The sequence below is a fragment of the Gammaproteobacteria bacterium genome (genome assembly GCA_013214945.1).
Classification (GTDB): domain Bacteria; phylum Pseudomonadota; class Gammaproteobacteria; order Enterobacterales; family Psychrobiaceae; genus Psychrobium.
On the sequence record JABSRT010000004.1, the window covers coordinates 238,807 to 253,338 of the forward strand.

The window sequence follows — 14,532 nt, forward strand, 5'->3', positions numbered from 1 at the left end:
GTTTTAATTTGACTCAGATGAATAATTTTAGCTAAAAACTATTATTGCGTATTGTTCTCGTTCGCGTTTACGTGTATTTTGTGGCTCTATAATTAAGATGATGAATATGTGGCAATTTAAGTGGTTGGTCAACACACATTAAGCCAAGTTTAAGTGCCGAGCGACACAGACTAATTAGCCGTCGCTTGATAATAATATAGAACAATTTCCGCGGTGATTAATGACGCTAGTTCGACGTTGAGTATCGCAATAATAAATTTGGTTGGGAATTATGTCCAAGTTAAATCGAAAAATAAATATTAGGCTCGCTGTGGCGAGTATTGCTGTGATGGTTACTTCAACGGTATCAGCAGCGCAAAGCCTTGAGCAGGTCCAACGAACTGACCGTACTATTACGCAACGGTCACAAGCATCGCAGGTCAAGGTCGATAAATTATTTGATCAGACTCAGAATCTATTGAACGATTACCGCCAAGTGGTTAGCGAAACCGATGCTTTGCGTGCTTATAACGATTATGTAGCGGCATTAGTGGCCGATCAGCAGCTTAAATTAGCCGGTATTAACGCGGACATTGACGGCATCGATAAAACGCGCCAAGGTTTGGTGCCGTTAATGCTTAAGATGATTGATAGCATCGATGAATTTATCGCGTTGGACTTGCCGTTTGAACGTCAAGAGCGCAGCGATCGCATTAGTTACTTACGCCAGATGATGCTTGACTCTAATGTCAGCACCGCCGAAAAGTATCGCAAGGTGTTAGAAGCTTACCAGATTGAAATGGATGCCGGTCGTTTCTCGGTGGTCAGTCAAGGCAAGCAGCTAATCGACGGAGTGCAGCTGACAGTGAATAGCTTGCAAGTTGGCCGTATCGCCTTAATTGCCCAAACGCTCGATAGCCAAAAAACCTGGTTATGGAACCGTCAACAAAAAGCGTGGCAAGTGCTTGATGATTCTTGGCGCCGACCAATCCGCGAAGCCATTTCTGTGGTACGTAAAGACAAATCTCCTGAATTAATTCTACTACCGATTGCTGTCGCGACGGAGACTCAACCATGAAAAATATAACGACATTTTTGATGCTGGCAGTGCTTGCCGTTACCTCATCTATGGCACAGGCCAACAGTGCATCGCAAACGTTAGAGCAACTATTGCAGCAAGTTAAGCGTGAGCGGGTATCTGAAGCTCGGATTGATAAAAAACGTGAATCTGAATTCAGCGCCCAAAAAGCCGATAAACAAGCATTGCTTAGACGCGCCAAAAAACAACATTTGGCCGAGAAAGCGCGCGGTAAAAGCTTATTAGCCCAACATGCGGCGAACGAACGTCAGATGGTCCAACTTGAAGCTGATTTAGTCTCAGCACAAGGCGATCTAAAAGAAGCGTTTGGCGTGGTTCGTGGCGTCGCTGGTGATGCCGCTGGTATTATTGCCGACTCTGTTATTTCAGCCCAATATCCTGGCCGCGCCCAAGAGCTAGCCTCGATTGGCCAGCGTAAAGAATTGCCGACCTTAGTTGAGCTTGAAAACTTGTGGTTTGCGTTGCAAACGGAAATGACCGAATCGGCCAACAACAGCAAATTTAAAGTGACGGTCGCTGATGTAACAGGTAACTCTGCGTTGACCCAAGTTACTCGAATTGGTGCGTTTAATTTACTGGGCCAAGACAAATATTTGATCCGCCGTGGTGACGAAGTTGCCGAATTGGCACGTCAACCAGACAGCCATAATGTCGCGACTATTGCGCCATATTTAGCGGCAGGTTCTGGTTATCAGGCGCTGTACGTTGATACTACGCGTGGTGGTTTGCTCAATTTATTGACCGGACAAGCAACGCTTGAAGAGAAGTACTATCAAGGTGGCACGGTTGGTTATGTCATTACCGGGGTGTTGTTGGTGGGGTTATTGATTGCCATTGAGCGAATTATTACCTTAGGCCTGATTGGCGCCAAGGTTAAAAAACAACTGCGCAACCCAAGCCAGCCGGGTGATAATCCACTGGGACGTATTTTGAATGTTTATCATAGTGCGACTGGCACGGCGGTTGAAACCTTAGAATTAAAACTCGACGAAGCGATCCTTAAAGAAATACCACGAATTGAACGAGGTATTTCGGTGATTAAAGTCTTTGCTGCCATTGCACCGATGCTTGGCTTGCTTGGTACGGTAACCGGGATGATCGGCACCTTTCAGGCGATCACCTTGTTTGGTACTGGTGACCCTAAAATGATGGCTGGCGGGATCTCTACTGCGCTGGTTACCACAGTACTTGGCTTGATTGCCGCTTTACCCTTAATGCTGATCCATGCTGTGGTATCGGGACGTTCTAAATCATTGCTGCATATCATTGAAGAGCAAAGCGCTGGTTTAGTCGCGGCACACGCAGAGCGGGAGTCGCGTTAATGACGTATTACCTGATGGGCCTGTGGGGATCTATCAGGGATTTCATGGCGACCGGCGGCGATGTCTTGCTGTTGGTGGCTATTACGTTGTTCCTGATGTGGAGCTTAATGCTCGAGCGTTATCTGTACTTACGGCTTGATTTTCCTAAAGAGATGCAACGCATTATTAGTGATTGGCAGGCCAGAGAAGACACGAGTTCTTGGTACGCTCAGCAGATCCGTCAAGCCTGGATATCTCAAGCTAATCAAAAACTAACTCGCGGCATGTTAATCATTAAAACCTTGGTTGCAATTTGTCCGATGATTGGTTTGCTTGGCACCGTGACTGGCATGATCAGTGTTTTTGAGGTCATGGCGACCACAGGTACTTCTAATGCCCGATTAATGGCGAGCGGGATCTCTATGGCGACCATGCCCACTATGGCCGGTATGGTCGCTGCCTTGTCTGGGGTGTTTTTTAACGCGCGTTTATCCGCACAAATTAAAGTCGCTAAAGAGCGGTTAGTGGACAGTTTGCCACATCATCAAAGAGAGAAATAGTTATGGCCCGTAGACGTCACCAAGCCAGCGATGAAGTCGAAATTGATATGACACCGATGCTCGATATCGTGTTTATTATGCTGATCTTTTTTATAGTCACGACCTCTTTTGTTAAAGAATCAGGTTTTGATGTCAACAAACCACAGGCGCAACAGGCCACCAAAAAGAAATCGGCCAATATCTTTATCGCAATTGATAGTGCTGGCCGAGTTCATATGGAAAAGCGAGTGGTTGATATTAAACGGGTGCGCGCGAATATCGAACGAATGTTAGCTGAATCGCCAGAAGCAGCCGTGATGATTCAGGCTGATATTGAGACTAAACACGGCATCGTGGTTCAGGTGATGGATCAAGTGAAAGCGGCCGGGGTCGACAAGCTGATGGTTGCGGCAGAGGAAGGGTAAATGTTAAGAGCTAGTATTGCCATTTTACTTGGCGGCGCTGTTACCTTTGGCCTATTCGCTTTTATGGCATTTTTAGTTAACTCTGATGGCCAGCGGTTGCAAGCGGGCGCAAAGTCGGCGCCATTGGTGATCAATCAAGAGCAGCAAGAAACCAAGGTCAAAAAAACCAACAGATTGAAACCAAAACCACCTGCGCTGCCAAATAAGCCACCGCCACCGATGCAGATAAAAAGCGAGACTAATCAAGCGCAGGTTAAATTAGCGCTTAATTTACAGGCGGTTAATATTCGACATGGCATTAGTGCGGGTCTTAGTGGTCCTGTTTTAGGCCAAGATGGCGATGCCACGCCGATAGTGCGAATCGATCCGCGTTATCCGATGAAAGCGAGCAGGGCAGGTAAAGAAGGTTATGTTATTTTAAGTTTTTCGATTAATAAGCTCGGTGGCGTTGACGATATTCAAGTGATTGAAGCCAAACCTAAGCGCTTGTTTAGCAAAGCGGCGCGACGGGCACTAAAACGTTGGAAATATAAACCTAAGATAGTCGACGGCCAGCCGCAAAAACAACTGGGTCAAACCGTGCGGCTCGATTTCGTACTCGAAAAGCGGGGATCGTAGATGTTAAATATCCCAACTAAATTTGCAGCGTTATTATTAACGTTAGTGATCAGTGGCATCATGTTGATGCCAGCTGCTAGTGCCAGTGAGCCATCAGCAGAAAAGAAACGTAAAAGCTATACCTTGTCGCAGCGTGTTGGTAAAAAGATGATCAAGGTGTACGACTTGTACGCGGCAGACAAGCTGACGTCTGCGATTAAACTCGCCTTGACAATTAAGGCTAAAAAACCCTATGACCAAGCCTATCTTAATCGATTTTTAGGCAATATGTATGCGGGGCAGTCAGGTCAAGCTCGCAAAGCGATTAGCTATATAAAACGTGCTGTTAAGGCCGATATATTAAGTACTCAGGAACACGGTTCAGCGCTGCGGACCTTGGCTGATTTACAAATGCAACAATCGCATTATAAGTTGGCGATTAGCCGGTACCGACAATGGCTTAAGTTTACCAAGGCTTCAGATCCACAGGTATGGCTGCGGATAGCGCAAGCGCATTTGGAATTAAAGCAATTTTCTCAGGTGATAGCCCCTGCCAATCGAGCTATTGCCACATTCTCTAAGCCGAATAAAAACCCATATTTGCTAAAGTTAGCGGCTTATTATCAACGTAAACAGTACCGTAATACCATTAAGGTCGCGGTAAAGTTAGTTGAGTTGTTTCCGCAGGAAAAGACCTACTGGTTGCAACTAGGTCAGTTTTATATGGTCAACGAGCAATATAAACACGCGTTGTCGACCATGCACCTTGCTTATCTTAAAGGCTTTGTGACCAGCGCGACTGAAATTAAGGTGTTAGCCCAATTATATCGCCAAAATAGTATTCCTCATCGCAGCGCGCTGTTGCTAGACAAATACATAAAATCAGGCTTAATTAAGCGCAATGAGTCAATGCTTAAGACGGTGGCAGTATCTTGGCATCAGGCCAAAGAGTTAAAGCGGGCCGCTGATTATTACGGTCAGGCTGCTGAGCTGGGCAATAATGGTGATATGTATTACAAACAAGGCATGTTAGCGTTTGAATTAGAGCGCTATGATCAGGCTATTGCGGCGTTAACCCGCGCGATTAAAACGAATAACAACGCCAAGAGCAAGCCATTACACCAGCATGCTAATGCGTTGCTGACGATTGGTCAGGCTTATTTTTATAAGCTTAATTATCCGCGTGCCTATCGCAAGATGCAGCAAGCGATTAAGAGTGATAATGTCAGAGTGGTAAAACACGCAAAACTTTGGTTAAAGCACATTAAAGCGACGGCACTGGCGAACAAAGTGGCTTATCGTTAAGCGATAAAATAGCGGCCATTACGCTTTATTTCACTAGATGTCTGTGCCCCGTTAATATCGGGGTTCTTTTCTGATCGCAGTTAGACTAAAATCTGGCACCATAAATCTTTGGAACTGAGACAGTTAATGAAAAAACATTTAATGACGCTGATTCTTTGCAGTGGCTTATTAACCGGTTGTGATACCGGTTATCAATTAGCTCAGCAAGTAAATACCGCGCCATTGGCCAACAAATCAAGCGATGAGAATATTAATCTTGCGACCATCATGGCGCAGTTATTTGAAGCGCAGTTAGCCTTAAATCCGCTTGAAGCGGTGTTTATTGATGATTTTCGGTTTAATGCTCAATTTGTTGATAATTTAAGTGATGATTACCTTAAGCAACGTCATGAGTTAAACCAGCGTTATTTGGCGCTGGCCAATAGCATTGATCGCACCAAGCTAACCCCCGCATCACAACTGAGTTTTGACAGCTTAAACTACGATTTACAAATGGCGTTGCAGGGTGAAACGTACCCTGAGCATTTTCTGCCTTTTACTCAGTTTAGGTCTTTGATCAATACGATGGCTCAATTGGGCTCCGGGCGTAGCGCCCAGCCTTTTAACACGGTTGAAAACTATCAACAATTTGCCCAGCGGCTGGAAGGTTATGTTAAATGGTTCGCTAGCGCACAATCGCGGCTAAGCCAAGGCATGGCCAATAACGTGGTTTTACCGCGTGTATTGACGCTGCGCATATTGCCCCAGCTTAAAGCGCAGCTCGTAACCGATATAAAAGACAGTGTTTTTTATCAGCCGTTAATGATGTTTCCTGCCAGTTTCACCGCAGAGCAACAACAAGCGCTTATCAAACAATATAATGAGTTATTAACGCAGCGTTTGCTGCCAGCCTACCAAGGTTTATATGACTTTATTAATGATCAATACCTAGCCAAAACGCGTTCGACTCCAGGTTATTCTGGTTTGCCCAATGGTCGAGGCTGGTATCAGTTTAAAGCCAATCAACATACCACCACCGAAGTACCAGCGGAGCAAATTCATCAAGTGGGCTTGGCTGAGGTCAAACGAATTACGTTGGCAATGGATAAGGTCAGGCAAGAAATTGGTTTTAGCGGCAATCTTGCGCAGTTTTTTGAACATTTGAGTAAGCAGTCACAATATTATTTCACCGACAGCGAGCAGTTACTGCAAGCTTATGACCAAATCAAGCAGAGGATTGACCAAGTGCTGCCGCAGTTTTTCATCACTATTCCCGCGAACGGTTATGTGATTAAGCCGGTTGAATCTTTTCGAGAGCACAGTGCTGCTGGGGCGTCTTATGCCGCGGGTTCGGTTGATGGCAGTCGATCTGGCACCTTTTATATTAATACCTCGAACCTTAAAGCACAGCCGAAATGGGCGATGATGACCCAAGCTTTACACGAAACAGCGCCTGGCCATCATTTACAAATTTCGCAGCGCCAAGGGCTAACCGAGTTGCCAAAATTGCGCCGCTTTAGCCGTTATAGCGCGTATTCAGAAGGCTGGGCGTTATACAGCGAGCAGCTTGGACTTGAAATGGGCTTGTTAGATGATCCTTATCTGCGCTTTGGTCAGCTTAGCGATGAAATGTTACGGGCGATGGGCTTAGTGGTTGATACGGGCTTGCATATTAAAGGTTGGACCCGCAAGCAGGCGATTGAGTATATGCTCAAGCATAGCGCAATGGCTCGTAGCACGGTTGTAGGGGAGGTTGAACGTTATATGGCGTTACCGGGTCAGGCATTATCGTATAAAGTGGGTCAGTTAAAAATTGTTGAACTACGCGCCTTGGCGCAAGCGCAGTTAGGCGACAAGTTTGAGCTTAAGCAATTTCACCAACAAATATTAAGCGATGGCGAGTTACCCTTAGCGATTTTAACCCAAAAGATAAATGCTTGGATAAGCGAGGTTAAACAGCGCAACGAACCAGCAGCTAACTAGGTGAGTTTAAACAGATAGGCTTTGGTGGCCAGATCAAGCGCATTACAATTTAGATATCGAACCATATTACGTAAACTCGCGGTGAATAGATTCATATACGGCTTACTTCACATGTCCGATATCGCGACTAAATCTTGGCGTTTTATTTTAAACGCTCTGGTCGCAACTAATGCGACTGGCTCTGTTCATCTAACATGTAGCTTACTTATAATTCATTGAAAGTGTTGGTGTTTGATAAAGCAAGCTTGAGCAGCATGGATGCTGATCCAGAGCCCCCACGGATGGGTTTACGGCGACTTGCTGTTCTAATGGCAACACTTTAGTACAACAGACCCAATGCGGTGCTACGCCAAAGCTTGTTTAACTGTGTTAGAATCGCGCTTTTTGCGCTGCGACACCAAATAATGAAACTAACCTTGGCCCCACTAGAAGGGGTAATTGATCACCTAGTGCGTGACTTGCTCACTCAATTGGGTGGTTTTGATCTGTGTATCACCGAATTTTTACGAGTGACTCAATCACTACAGCCCGATCGGGTATTTCATCGTATTTGCCCTGAATTAGCGCAGGGCGGTACTACCCCTGCTGGGGTCCCTGTGCGGATGCAGCTGTTAGGGCAGTCGCCACAATATTTAAGCGAAAATGCCAATCGAGCGATTGACCTTGGCAGTCATGGCATCGATCTTAATTTGGGTTGCCCGAGTAAAATAGTCAACAGCAACAAAGGCGGGGCTGTCTTGCTCAAAGAGCCTGAAACCATCTACCAGATTGTACGACAGATGCGCCAAGCTATTGCACCTGAACATATATTCTCGGTTAAAATTCGCCTCGGCTGGGACGATCCTAATCGGGTATTTGAAATTGCCGATGCGATTGAACAGGGCGGTGCTAACGAATTAACCATTCATGCCCGAACAAAAAGTGACGGCTATCGCGCCGACACCATCAAATGGCATATGATTGAACAAGTCAAACAGCGTCAACAAATTAAAATTATCGCCAATGGTGAAATTTGGAACCTGCAAGACGCCATCGACTGTCGGCGTATTAGCCAATGTGACGATTTAATGGTTGGCCGTGGCGTGCTGGCGTTACCTAATTTAGGGGCTGTAATTAAAGAAAATGCTAGCCCGATGACCTATAGTCAATTATTAGAACTATTGTTAGCTTATTCTGCGTTCGAAATTGCGGGTGACAAGGGCGAATATTACTCCAATAGAATTAAGCAATGGATGGCTTATTTAAGACTGTATTACCCAGAAGTTAAGGTATTATTTAGTGAGTTAAGGGTGCTAAAGTCGGCACCACCGATCATTGAATTATTAAAGCGAGAAATGCGATTACACCAGCAATAAGGATCGAACATTAGCGTGTTCAGCGGTGCTATTATATGGATGGTTTATGGCAAAGATAGTGAGACGTAGGCGATTATATTGGATTTTAGCCAGTGTTATTTTAAGCTTGCTGCTTGGTTTCTGGCTAATTTTCACTTATCGTCTGGTGCTAATTAAGTCGACCGTTAATTATTTTGGACGCCAACATCAGCTCGAAATTATTTCACTGGCAGGATTACATTTTAGCGCTGGGCAAGTACAGCTGGCATCCTTGCACTTACGGCTGAAAAAATCACAACTTTTATTAAGCGATGTTTCATTAATATTAACCCCGGACTATTGGCCGCAAGCGATAAATATAGCGCAGGCGCGAGTTACTCTCGATATTGACTCAATTGCTTGGTTACAGCGGCAGCAGTCAGCGAGCCCAAAGTCGTCAGGTTTGTTTGATTTTAGTCAGTTGCCAGCGCTCGAACTGGCGGAGCTGCAATTAGAATTAACTAATTTTCCAGCGCCGTGGCAAGACCCTGCCTTAAGCGATATCAAGCTAAAAAATATTACCCTAAAAAACACCAAACTAAGCGCTGGCAATCAACTCAAATTATCAGCCGCGCTGTGGCTTAATCAGCAACCAATATTTAAGCTTAACGGCTATTATAACAAGCAAGGACTGGACGCTAGTATTACCGCCGACCTAGCCCAGTTGCTGCCTCTGGTTGGTACGAGAGAGCGCTATCGCCAACTACTGCCACCGCAAGCCCAGCTTAGAGGCCAAGCCAACGTTGAGTTAAATTGGTTGGTTGAGCAACCCAAACACATTCAAATTGCAACGACATTCGATGAGCTAAGCTTGGTAGCCGGTGAACTGTTAATGGCTCAAGGCATTACGGTAAGGGCGAACACATCACTGAATTGGGATGCTGGGCTGTTACTTAACCCGATCGATATTGAGCTTAAGCAAGAGCAGCCGTTAAACTTAAAGCAGGCTCAGTGTCAGCAATGGCTAGATTGGTTGGGCCAAACTGCTGACTGGTGTCAACAATTAGCGATAAGCGGTCAGTTATCAATCAGCTTGGCGCAAGCAGCGCAGTTACAGTTGCAGGTAGCGCCGTATAACCCGACTGACTGGCAGTTAACTAATGAAGCCGTTGCACTCAATATCACTACCGCAGATACGCAACTGGCGTTAAATCTCAGCAATAGCCAGTTATCTGCGACACATATGAGCAGCAACTGGCAATTAAAGGGTCTTAGCAGTGCGGTTACGGGGATTAAGTCGGTTAAGGTCACAGCCGCGGGCATCTTGAGCAAACATGCGAAACTTACCTTGCAGGTTGAGCAGGCTAAAGTAAGCCTGTCTCGGGTTAAATTGGCCCAAGCTGAGGTTAAGCAGTTGCAACTGACTAGCAAAGTTCCATTTGAAGTGATCGTGGCTGATGGTGATATTTTATCTTTTAAGTCACGTTGGCACTCGTTTATTAGTGAGCTCGATTATCGCGACATTTCATTGCCGGTGATAAATTCTGATCATCGGTTAAACTTCTCGCCGAAAAAAATAACCATTGATTCTTGGTGGCGCAGCGATCAAATAACCCTAACCAGTCGTGATCATATTCATTTGAACGATTATCGGCCAACAGCCGTGGCGGGACGGTGGAAATTACCTCAGCAAGCGGTGCGACCTTTAGTTGCACTTAAACCAGCGTTAATCGAATTGTGGCCGCCCGAGTTAGTGTTAACGGCTAAAGTTGATCAAATATTTAATTATCAAGGAAAGTTTAATCGAGGAATGTTACGTTTAAATGCTAATGTGCAAGGCCATTTAATGGTGGAGCAAGGTAGTTATCAAGAGCTATATCTGACTCAACTAGGCGCTAAGTGGCAATGTCAGTTTAAAGCTAATCGGCAATTTAGCGCCGATTGTGCCATCGATGTTACGTTGGCAGCGTTAGATGTCGGATTAGCACTTTCTAACCTTGAACTTAAAGCAAAGCTTTCACAAAAAAATCAGCAAACTAAACTTGAGATCCTTAGCAGTGCCGGTGAATTATTAGGCGGGACATTAGATTTTGGCGAGATTGACTTGTCTAATCTCGATGAAATTGATGCCACGTTAACGCTAAAAAACATTTCATTAGCCGCCTTGGTTGAATTGCAACAGCAGTCTGGCATTACTGTGACGGGTCGATTAAACGGCAAGCTACCAATGCGTATTGTCAATAACAAGGTCAGTATTAGCGGTGGGCGGTTAGCGAATGATGCCAGTGGTGGCGTGATTCAGATCAAAGATAATCAAGCGGTTAATCAGCTCAGGTTAAGCCAGCCACAGTTAGAATTTGTATGGGATGCGCTAGAAAATTTACATTATAGCGAATTAAGTAGTGATATCGATTATAAAGCTGATGGTTCGGCTATAATTAAAGTGGCTATTCGAGGGCGTAATCCAGCGTTCGAACGTTCGATAGAGTTTAATTACTCTCATCAAGAAAATATATTGCAACTGTTGCGTAGTTTAAGGATTGGTGATGAAATATCACAACAAATTGAGAAAATTGCGCAGTAATACTTGGCGACTGGTTGATTTAAAACGCTAGGCTGCTCTGATAAAGCAGCTTCTAGAATTAACGAGTAAAGCTGGTATAAGGAGGAACAATGAAGATATTAATCACCACCATTGGCATCGCAGTGCTTTTAGCTGGGTGTGCACCGACCGTGCGTCTGGCGGTACCAGAAAAACCAATAGTGATTAACTTGAATGTTAAAATTGAGCATGAAATTAGAGTGAAAGTTGATAAAGAGCTCGATAGTATATTTAATGATGAGGATTTATTTTAATGACGTGGCTGGCAACCGTTTCATTTAAATGAGCAGAGGTTATTTCTAATGAAAAAAATTATTTCAGTAATTTTGTTATCAACATTCGTTTGCTTTTCAGCGTTGGCTTTGACGTTACAGCAAGCTAAACAAGCTGGCATGGTCGGCGAACGTACCGATGGCTATCTTGGAGTGATTAAAGGGCAGACACAAGCTAAAAAGTTGGTGCTAACCGTTAATAAAAAACGTTTAACAGTTTATCGTCATTTGGCAACGAAAAATAAAATAAGTTTGGCTAATATCGCCAAACTGGCAGGAAAAAAAGCGATAGCTAAAACCGTTAAAGGTCATTATATCCAATCAAGTCAAGGTGGTTGGGTCAAAAAATAATTTCACGTAATCTTAAATTTCATCCGGATTTAGCGGGCCACTATACGAACGAGTATGCTGGTCCGCTTTTTTTTCCCACAAAAGATTCCCATCTATAGATCATTCCATTATAATGTCGCGTCAATAAAAGAACCATCAGGGGCTGACTCGCGATAAAACGTGTAAATGTCCTCCCCTTTATTTAATTTAGAACGCAACTTTAATAGAGTAAAACAATGGCAGATTTATCAAAATACAGAAATATTGGTATCTTCGCTCACGTTGATGCTGGTAAAACAACAACAACTGAACGTATCTTGAAGCTTACCGGTCAAATCCACAAAACAGGTGAGGTTCACGATGGTGAATCTACTACTGACTTCATGGAACAGGAAGCTGAGCGCGGTATAACTATCCAGTCTGCAGCAGTAACATGTACTTGGAAAGATCACCGTCTAAACGTAATCGATACTCCTGGACACGTTGATTTCACTGTTGAAGTTTACCGTTCACTTAAAGTATTAGATGGCGGCATCGGTGTTTTCTGTGGTTCTGGTGGTGTTGAGCCTCAGTCAGAAACAAACTGGCGTTACGCTAACGAATCAGGTGTTGCTCGTATCATCTTCGTAAACAAATTAGACCGTATCGGTGCTGATTTCTTACGCGTAGTTAAGCAAACAGAAGACGTACTTGCGGCTAACCCATTAATCATGGTTTTACCAATCGGTATCGAAGACGAATTCTGTGGTGTTGTTGATCTGCTTACTCGCAAATCATACGTTTGGGATGACTCTGGTCTGCCTGAAAACTACGTGGTAGGTGATGTTCCTGCTGACATGGTTGACCAAGTTGAAGAATACCGTGAAATGCTAATCGAAACTGCTGTTGAGCAGGACGATGACGTAATGGAAGCTTACATGGAAGGTGAAGAGCCTTCAATGGAAGACATCAAGCGTTGTATCCGTAAGGGTACTCGTGATTTGGCTTTCTTCCCAACTTACTGTGGTTCAGCATTTAAGAACAAGGGTGTTCAAAACATTCTTGACGCTGTTGTTGACTATCTACCAGCTCCAAATGAAGTTAAGCCACAACCGCTTACTGATGAAGAAGGCGAGCCTACTGGTGAATTCGCTATCGTTTCTACTGAAGAAACCTTCAAAGCGTTAGCATTTAAAATTTCTGATGACCGTTTCGGTGCACTTACGTTCGTACGTATTTACTCTGGTACGCTGAAGAAAGGCGATACCATCATGAATGCTGCGACTGGTAAATCTGAACGTGTTGGCCGTATGTGTGAAATGCAAGCCGATGAACGTAAAGAATTATCTTCAGCTCAAGCTGGTGATATCATCGCGATTGTTGGTATGAAGTCTAACGTTCAAACTGGTCACACACTTTGTGATCCAAAGAACCCAATCATCCTTGAAGCAATGGTTTTCCCTGAACCAGTAATCTCTATCTCTGTTAAACCTAAAGATAAAGGTTCTACTGAGAAAATGGGTATTGCTATCGGTAAAATGGTTGCTGAAGATCCAACGTTTAAAGTTGAAACTGACCAAGATTCAGGCGAAACAATCCTGTCTGGTATGGGCGAGCTTCACTTAGACATCAAAGTTGATATCCTTAAGCGTACTTACGGTGTTGACCTTGAAGTTGGTGAGCCACAAGTTGCTTACCGTGAGACTATTACTTCTGAAATCGAAGATAGTTACACGCATAAGAAACAATCTGGTGGTTCAGGTCAGTTCGGTAAGATCGACTACACTATCAAGCCAGGTGAGCCTGGTACTGGTTTCATATTCGCTTCTAAAGTTGTTGGTGGTAACGTTCCTAAGGAATTCTTCCCAGCAATCGAGAAAGGCTTCAAGAGTATGATGGACCAAGGTGTTCTAGCTGGTTTCCCAGTACTAGACATTGAAGTTACTTTAACAGATGGTGCTTGTCACGCAGTTGATTCATCAGCTGTAGCATTTGAAATCGCAGCAAAAGGCGCATTCCGTCAGTCGATTCCTAAAGCTAACCCACAGTTAATCGAACCTATCATGCACGTTGATGTGTTCACTCCAGATGACCACGTTGGTGATGTAATCGGTGACCTTAACCGTCGTCGTGGCATGATCAAAGATCAATTGGCAGGTGTTACTGGTGTTCGCATCAAGGCAGACGTACCTCTTTCAGAAATGTTTGGTTACATCGGTTCGCTACGTACTATGACTTCTGGCCGAGGTCAGTTCTCAATGGAATTTGCACACTACTTACCGTGTCCAAATAGCGTTGCAGAAAAAGTAATTGCTGAAGTTAAAGAAGCTAACAAAAAGAAGTAATTCTTTTTAATTAAGCTTATTTAGCCAAAAAACCCGCTGATGAAAATCAGCGGGTTTTTTTATGCTTATTGATTAGCTCCAAATAGAAAAAGTAATGATGAAGTTATTGGTATTATTCCGACAATCTGGTGTGGGCTAGTTGATTGAATCAAAACAGGCTGTTGGCAGTGAGAGCTATGCTGATGGGCGATAAAAGAGCGTTACTGGGTAATTTTATTTAAGTGCTGGTTACACCAATTGGTATGGCTCTGTTGTACACAGGTGGAATTAGCAAGAACAAGGCGCTCGAATGACCAATAGCTGGCTATTGGGATTGAGAGGTACGCAGTTGCCTACAGGACGTAGGTAAGGGGCGCGAGCAGCCTTATTGTTGATTTAAACTAGCACAAGTGGTCAATTATTAAATGCAATTAATGGTATGGACCCTCTCCGCTCCACTTTCAGCTTCAAAAGAGCCAATATAGGTGTTGAGCATCTATATAAA

General features: G+C 44.2%; 12 protein-coding genes. All 12 read left to right on the forward strand.

Annotated elements, in window-relative coordinates; translation table 11 throughout:
* The first annotated feature begins 271 nt into the window (after positions 1 to 271).
* The 12 genes from HRU23_04310 (at position 272) to HRU23_04365 (ending at position 14,048) form a co-directional block, all read left to right on the forward strand.
* Positions 272 to 1,057, forward strand: a complete 786-nt coding sequence (locus HRU23_04310; protein ID NRA53343.1) for a DUF3450 domain-containing protein — start codon at positions 272 to 274, stop codon at positions 1,055 to 1,057.
* Positions 1,054 to 2,400, forward strand: coding sequence for a MotA/TolQ/ExbB proton channel family protein (locus tag HRU23_04315; GenBank protein NRA53344.1), 1,347 nt, complete (start codon positions 1,054 to 1,056; stop codon positions 2,398 to 2,400). The genes HRU23_04310 and HRU23_04315 overlap by 4 nt, the downstream gene beginning before the upstream one ends.
* The gene (locus HRU23_04320; protein NRA53345.1) at positions 2,400 to 2,939 is read left to right on the forward strand and encodes a MotA/TolQ/ExbB proton channel family protein; all 540 of its coding nucleotides are present in this window, start codon (positions 2,400 to 2,402) and stop codon (positions 2,937 to 2,939) included. The genes HRU23_04315 and HRU23_04320 overlap by 1 nt, the downstream gene beginning before the upstream one ends.
* Before the next feature lie 2 nt (positions 2,940 to 2,941).
* The gene (locus tag HRU23_04325; protein ID NRA53346.1) at positions 2,942 to 3,343 is read left to right on the forward strand and encodes a biopolymer transporter ExbD; all 402 of its coding nucleotides are present in this window, start codon (positions 2,942 to 2,944) and stop codon (positions 3,341 to 3,343) included.
* On the forward strand, positions 3,344 to 3,961 hold the full coding sequence (locus tag HRU23_04330) for an energy transducer TonB (protein ID NRA53347.1): 618 nt from the start codon (positions 3,344 to 3,346) through the stop codon (positions 3,959 to 3,961).
* Positions 3,962 to 5,245, forward strand: a complete 1,284-nt coding sequence (locus tag HRU23_04335) for a tetratricopeptide repeat protein (protein ID NRA53348.1) — start codon at positions 3,962 to 3,964, stop codon at positions 5,243 to 5,245.
* Between the two features lie 126 nt (positions 5,246 to 5,371).
* Entirely contained in the window at positions 5,372 to 7,207 is a 1,836-nt protein-coding gene (locus HRU23_04340; GenBank protein ID NRA53349.1) for a DUF885 domain-containing protein, read from the forward strand.
* Between the two features lie 404 nt (positions 7,208 to 7,611).
* Positions 7,612 to 8,562, forward strand: a complete 951-nt coding sequence (gene dusC, locus HRU23_04345) for a tRNA dihydrouridine(16) synthase DusC (GenBank protein NRA53350.1) — start codon at positions 7,612 to 7,614, stop codon at positions 8,560 to 8,562.
* A gap of 46 nt (positions 8,563 to 8,608) precedes the next feature.
* Entirely contained in the window at positions 8,609 to 11,104 is a 2,496-nt protein-coding gene (locus tag HRU23_04350; protein NRA53351.1) for a YdbH domain-containing protein, read from the forward strand.
* Positions 11,105 to 11,193: 89 nt separating this feature from the next.
* A complete protein-coding gene (locus tag HRU23_04355; protein NRA53352.1) occupies positions 11,194 to 11,376 on the forward strand; it encodes a YnbE family lipoprotein in 183 nt (60 codons plus the stop codon).
* Positions 11,377 to 11,424: 48 nt separating this feature from the next.
* The gene (locus HRU23_04360; protein ID NRA53353.1) at positions 11,425 to 11,745 is read left to right on the forward strand and encodes a YdbL family protein; all 321 of its coding nucleotides are present in this window, start codon (positions 11,425 to 11,427) and stop codon (positions 11,743 to 11,745) included.
* 215 nt (positions 11,746 to 11,960) lie between these two features.
* Entirely contained in the window at positions 11,961 to 14,048 is a 2,088-nt protein-coding gene (locus HRU23_04365; protein ID NRA53354.1) for an elongation factor G, read from the forward strand.
* The last annotated feature ends 484 nt before the right edge of the window (positions 14,049 to 14,532 follow it).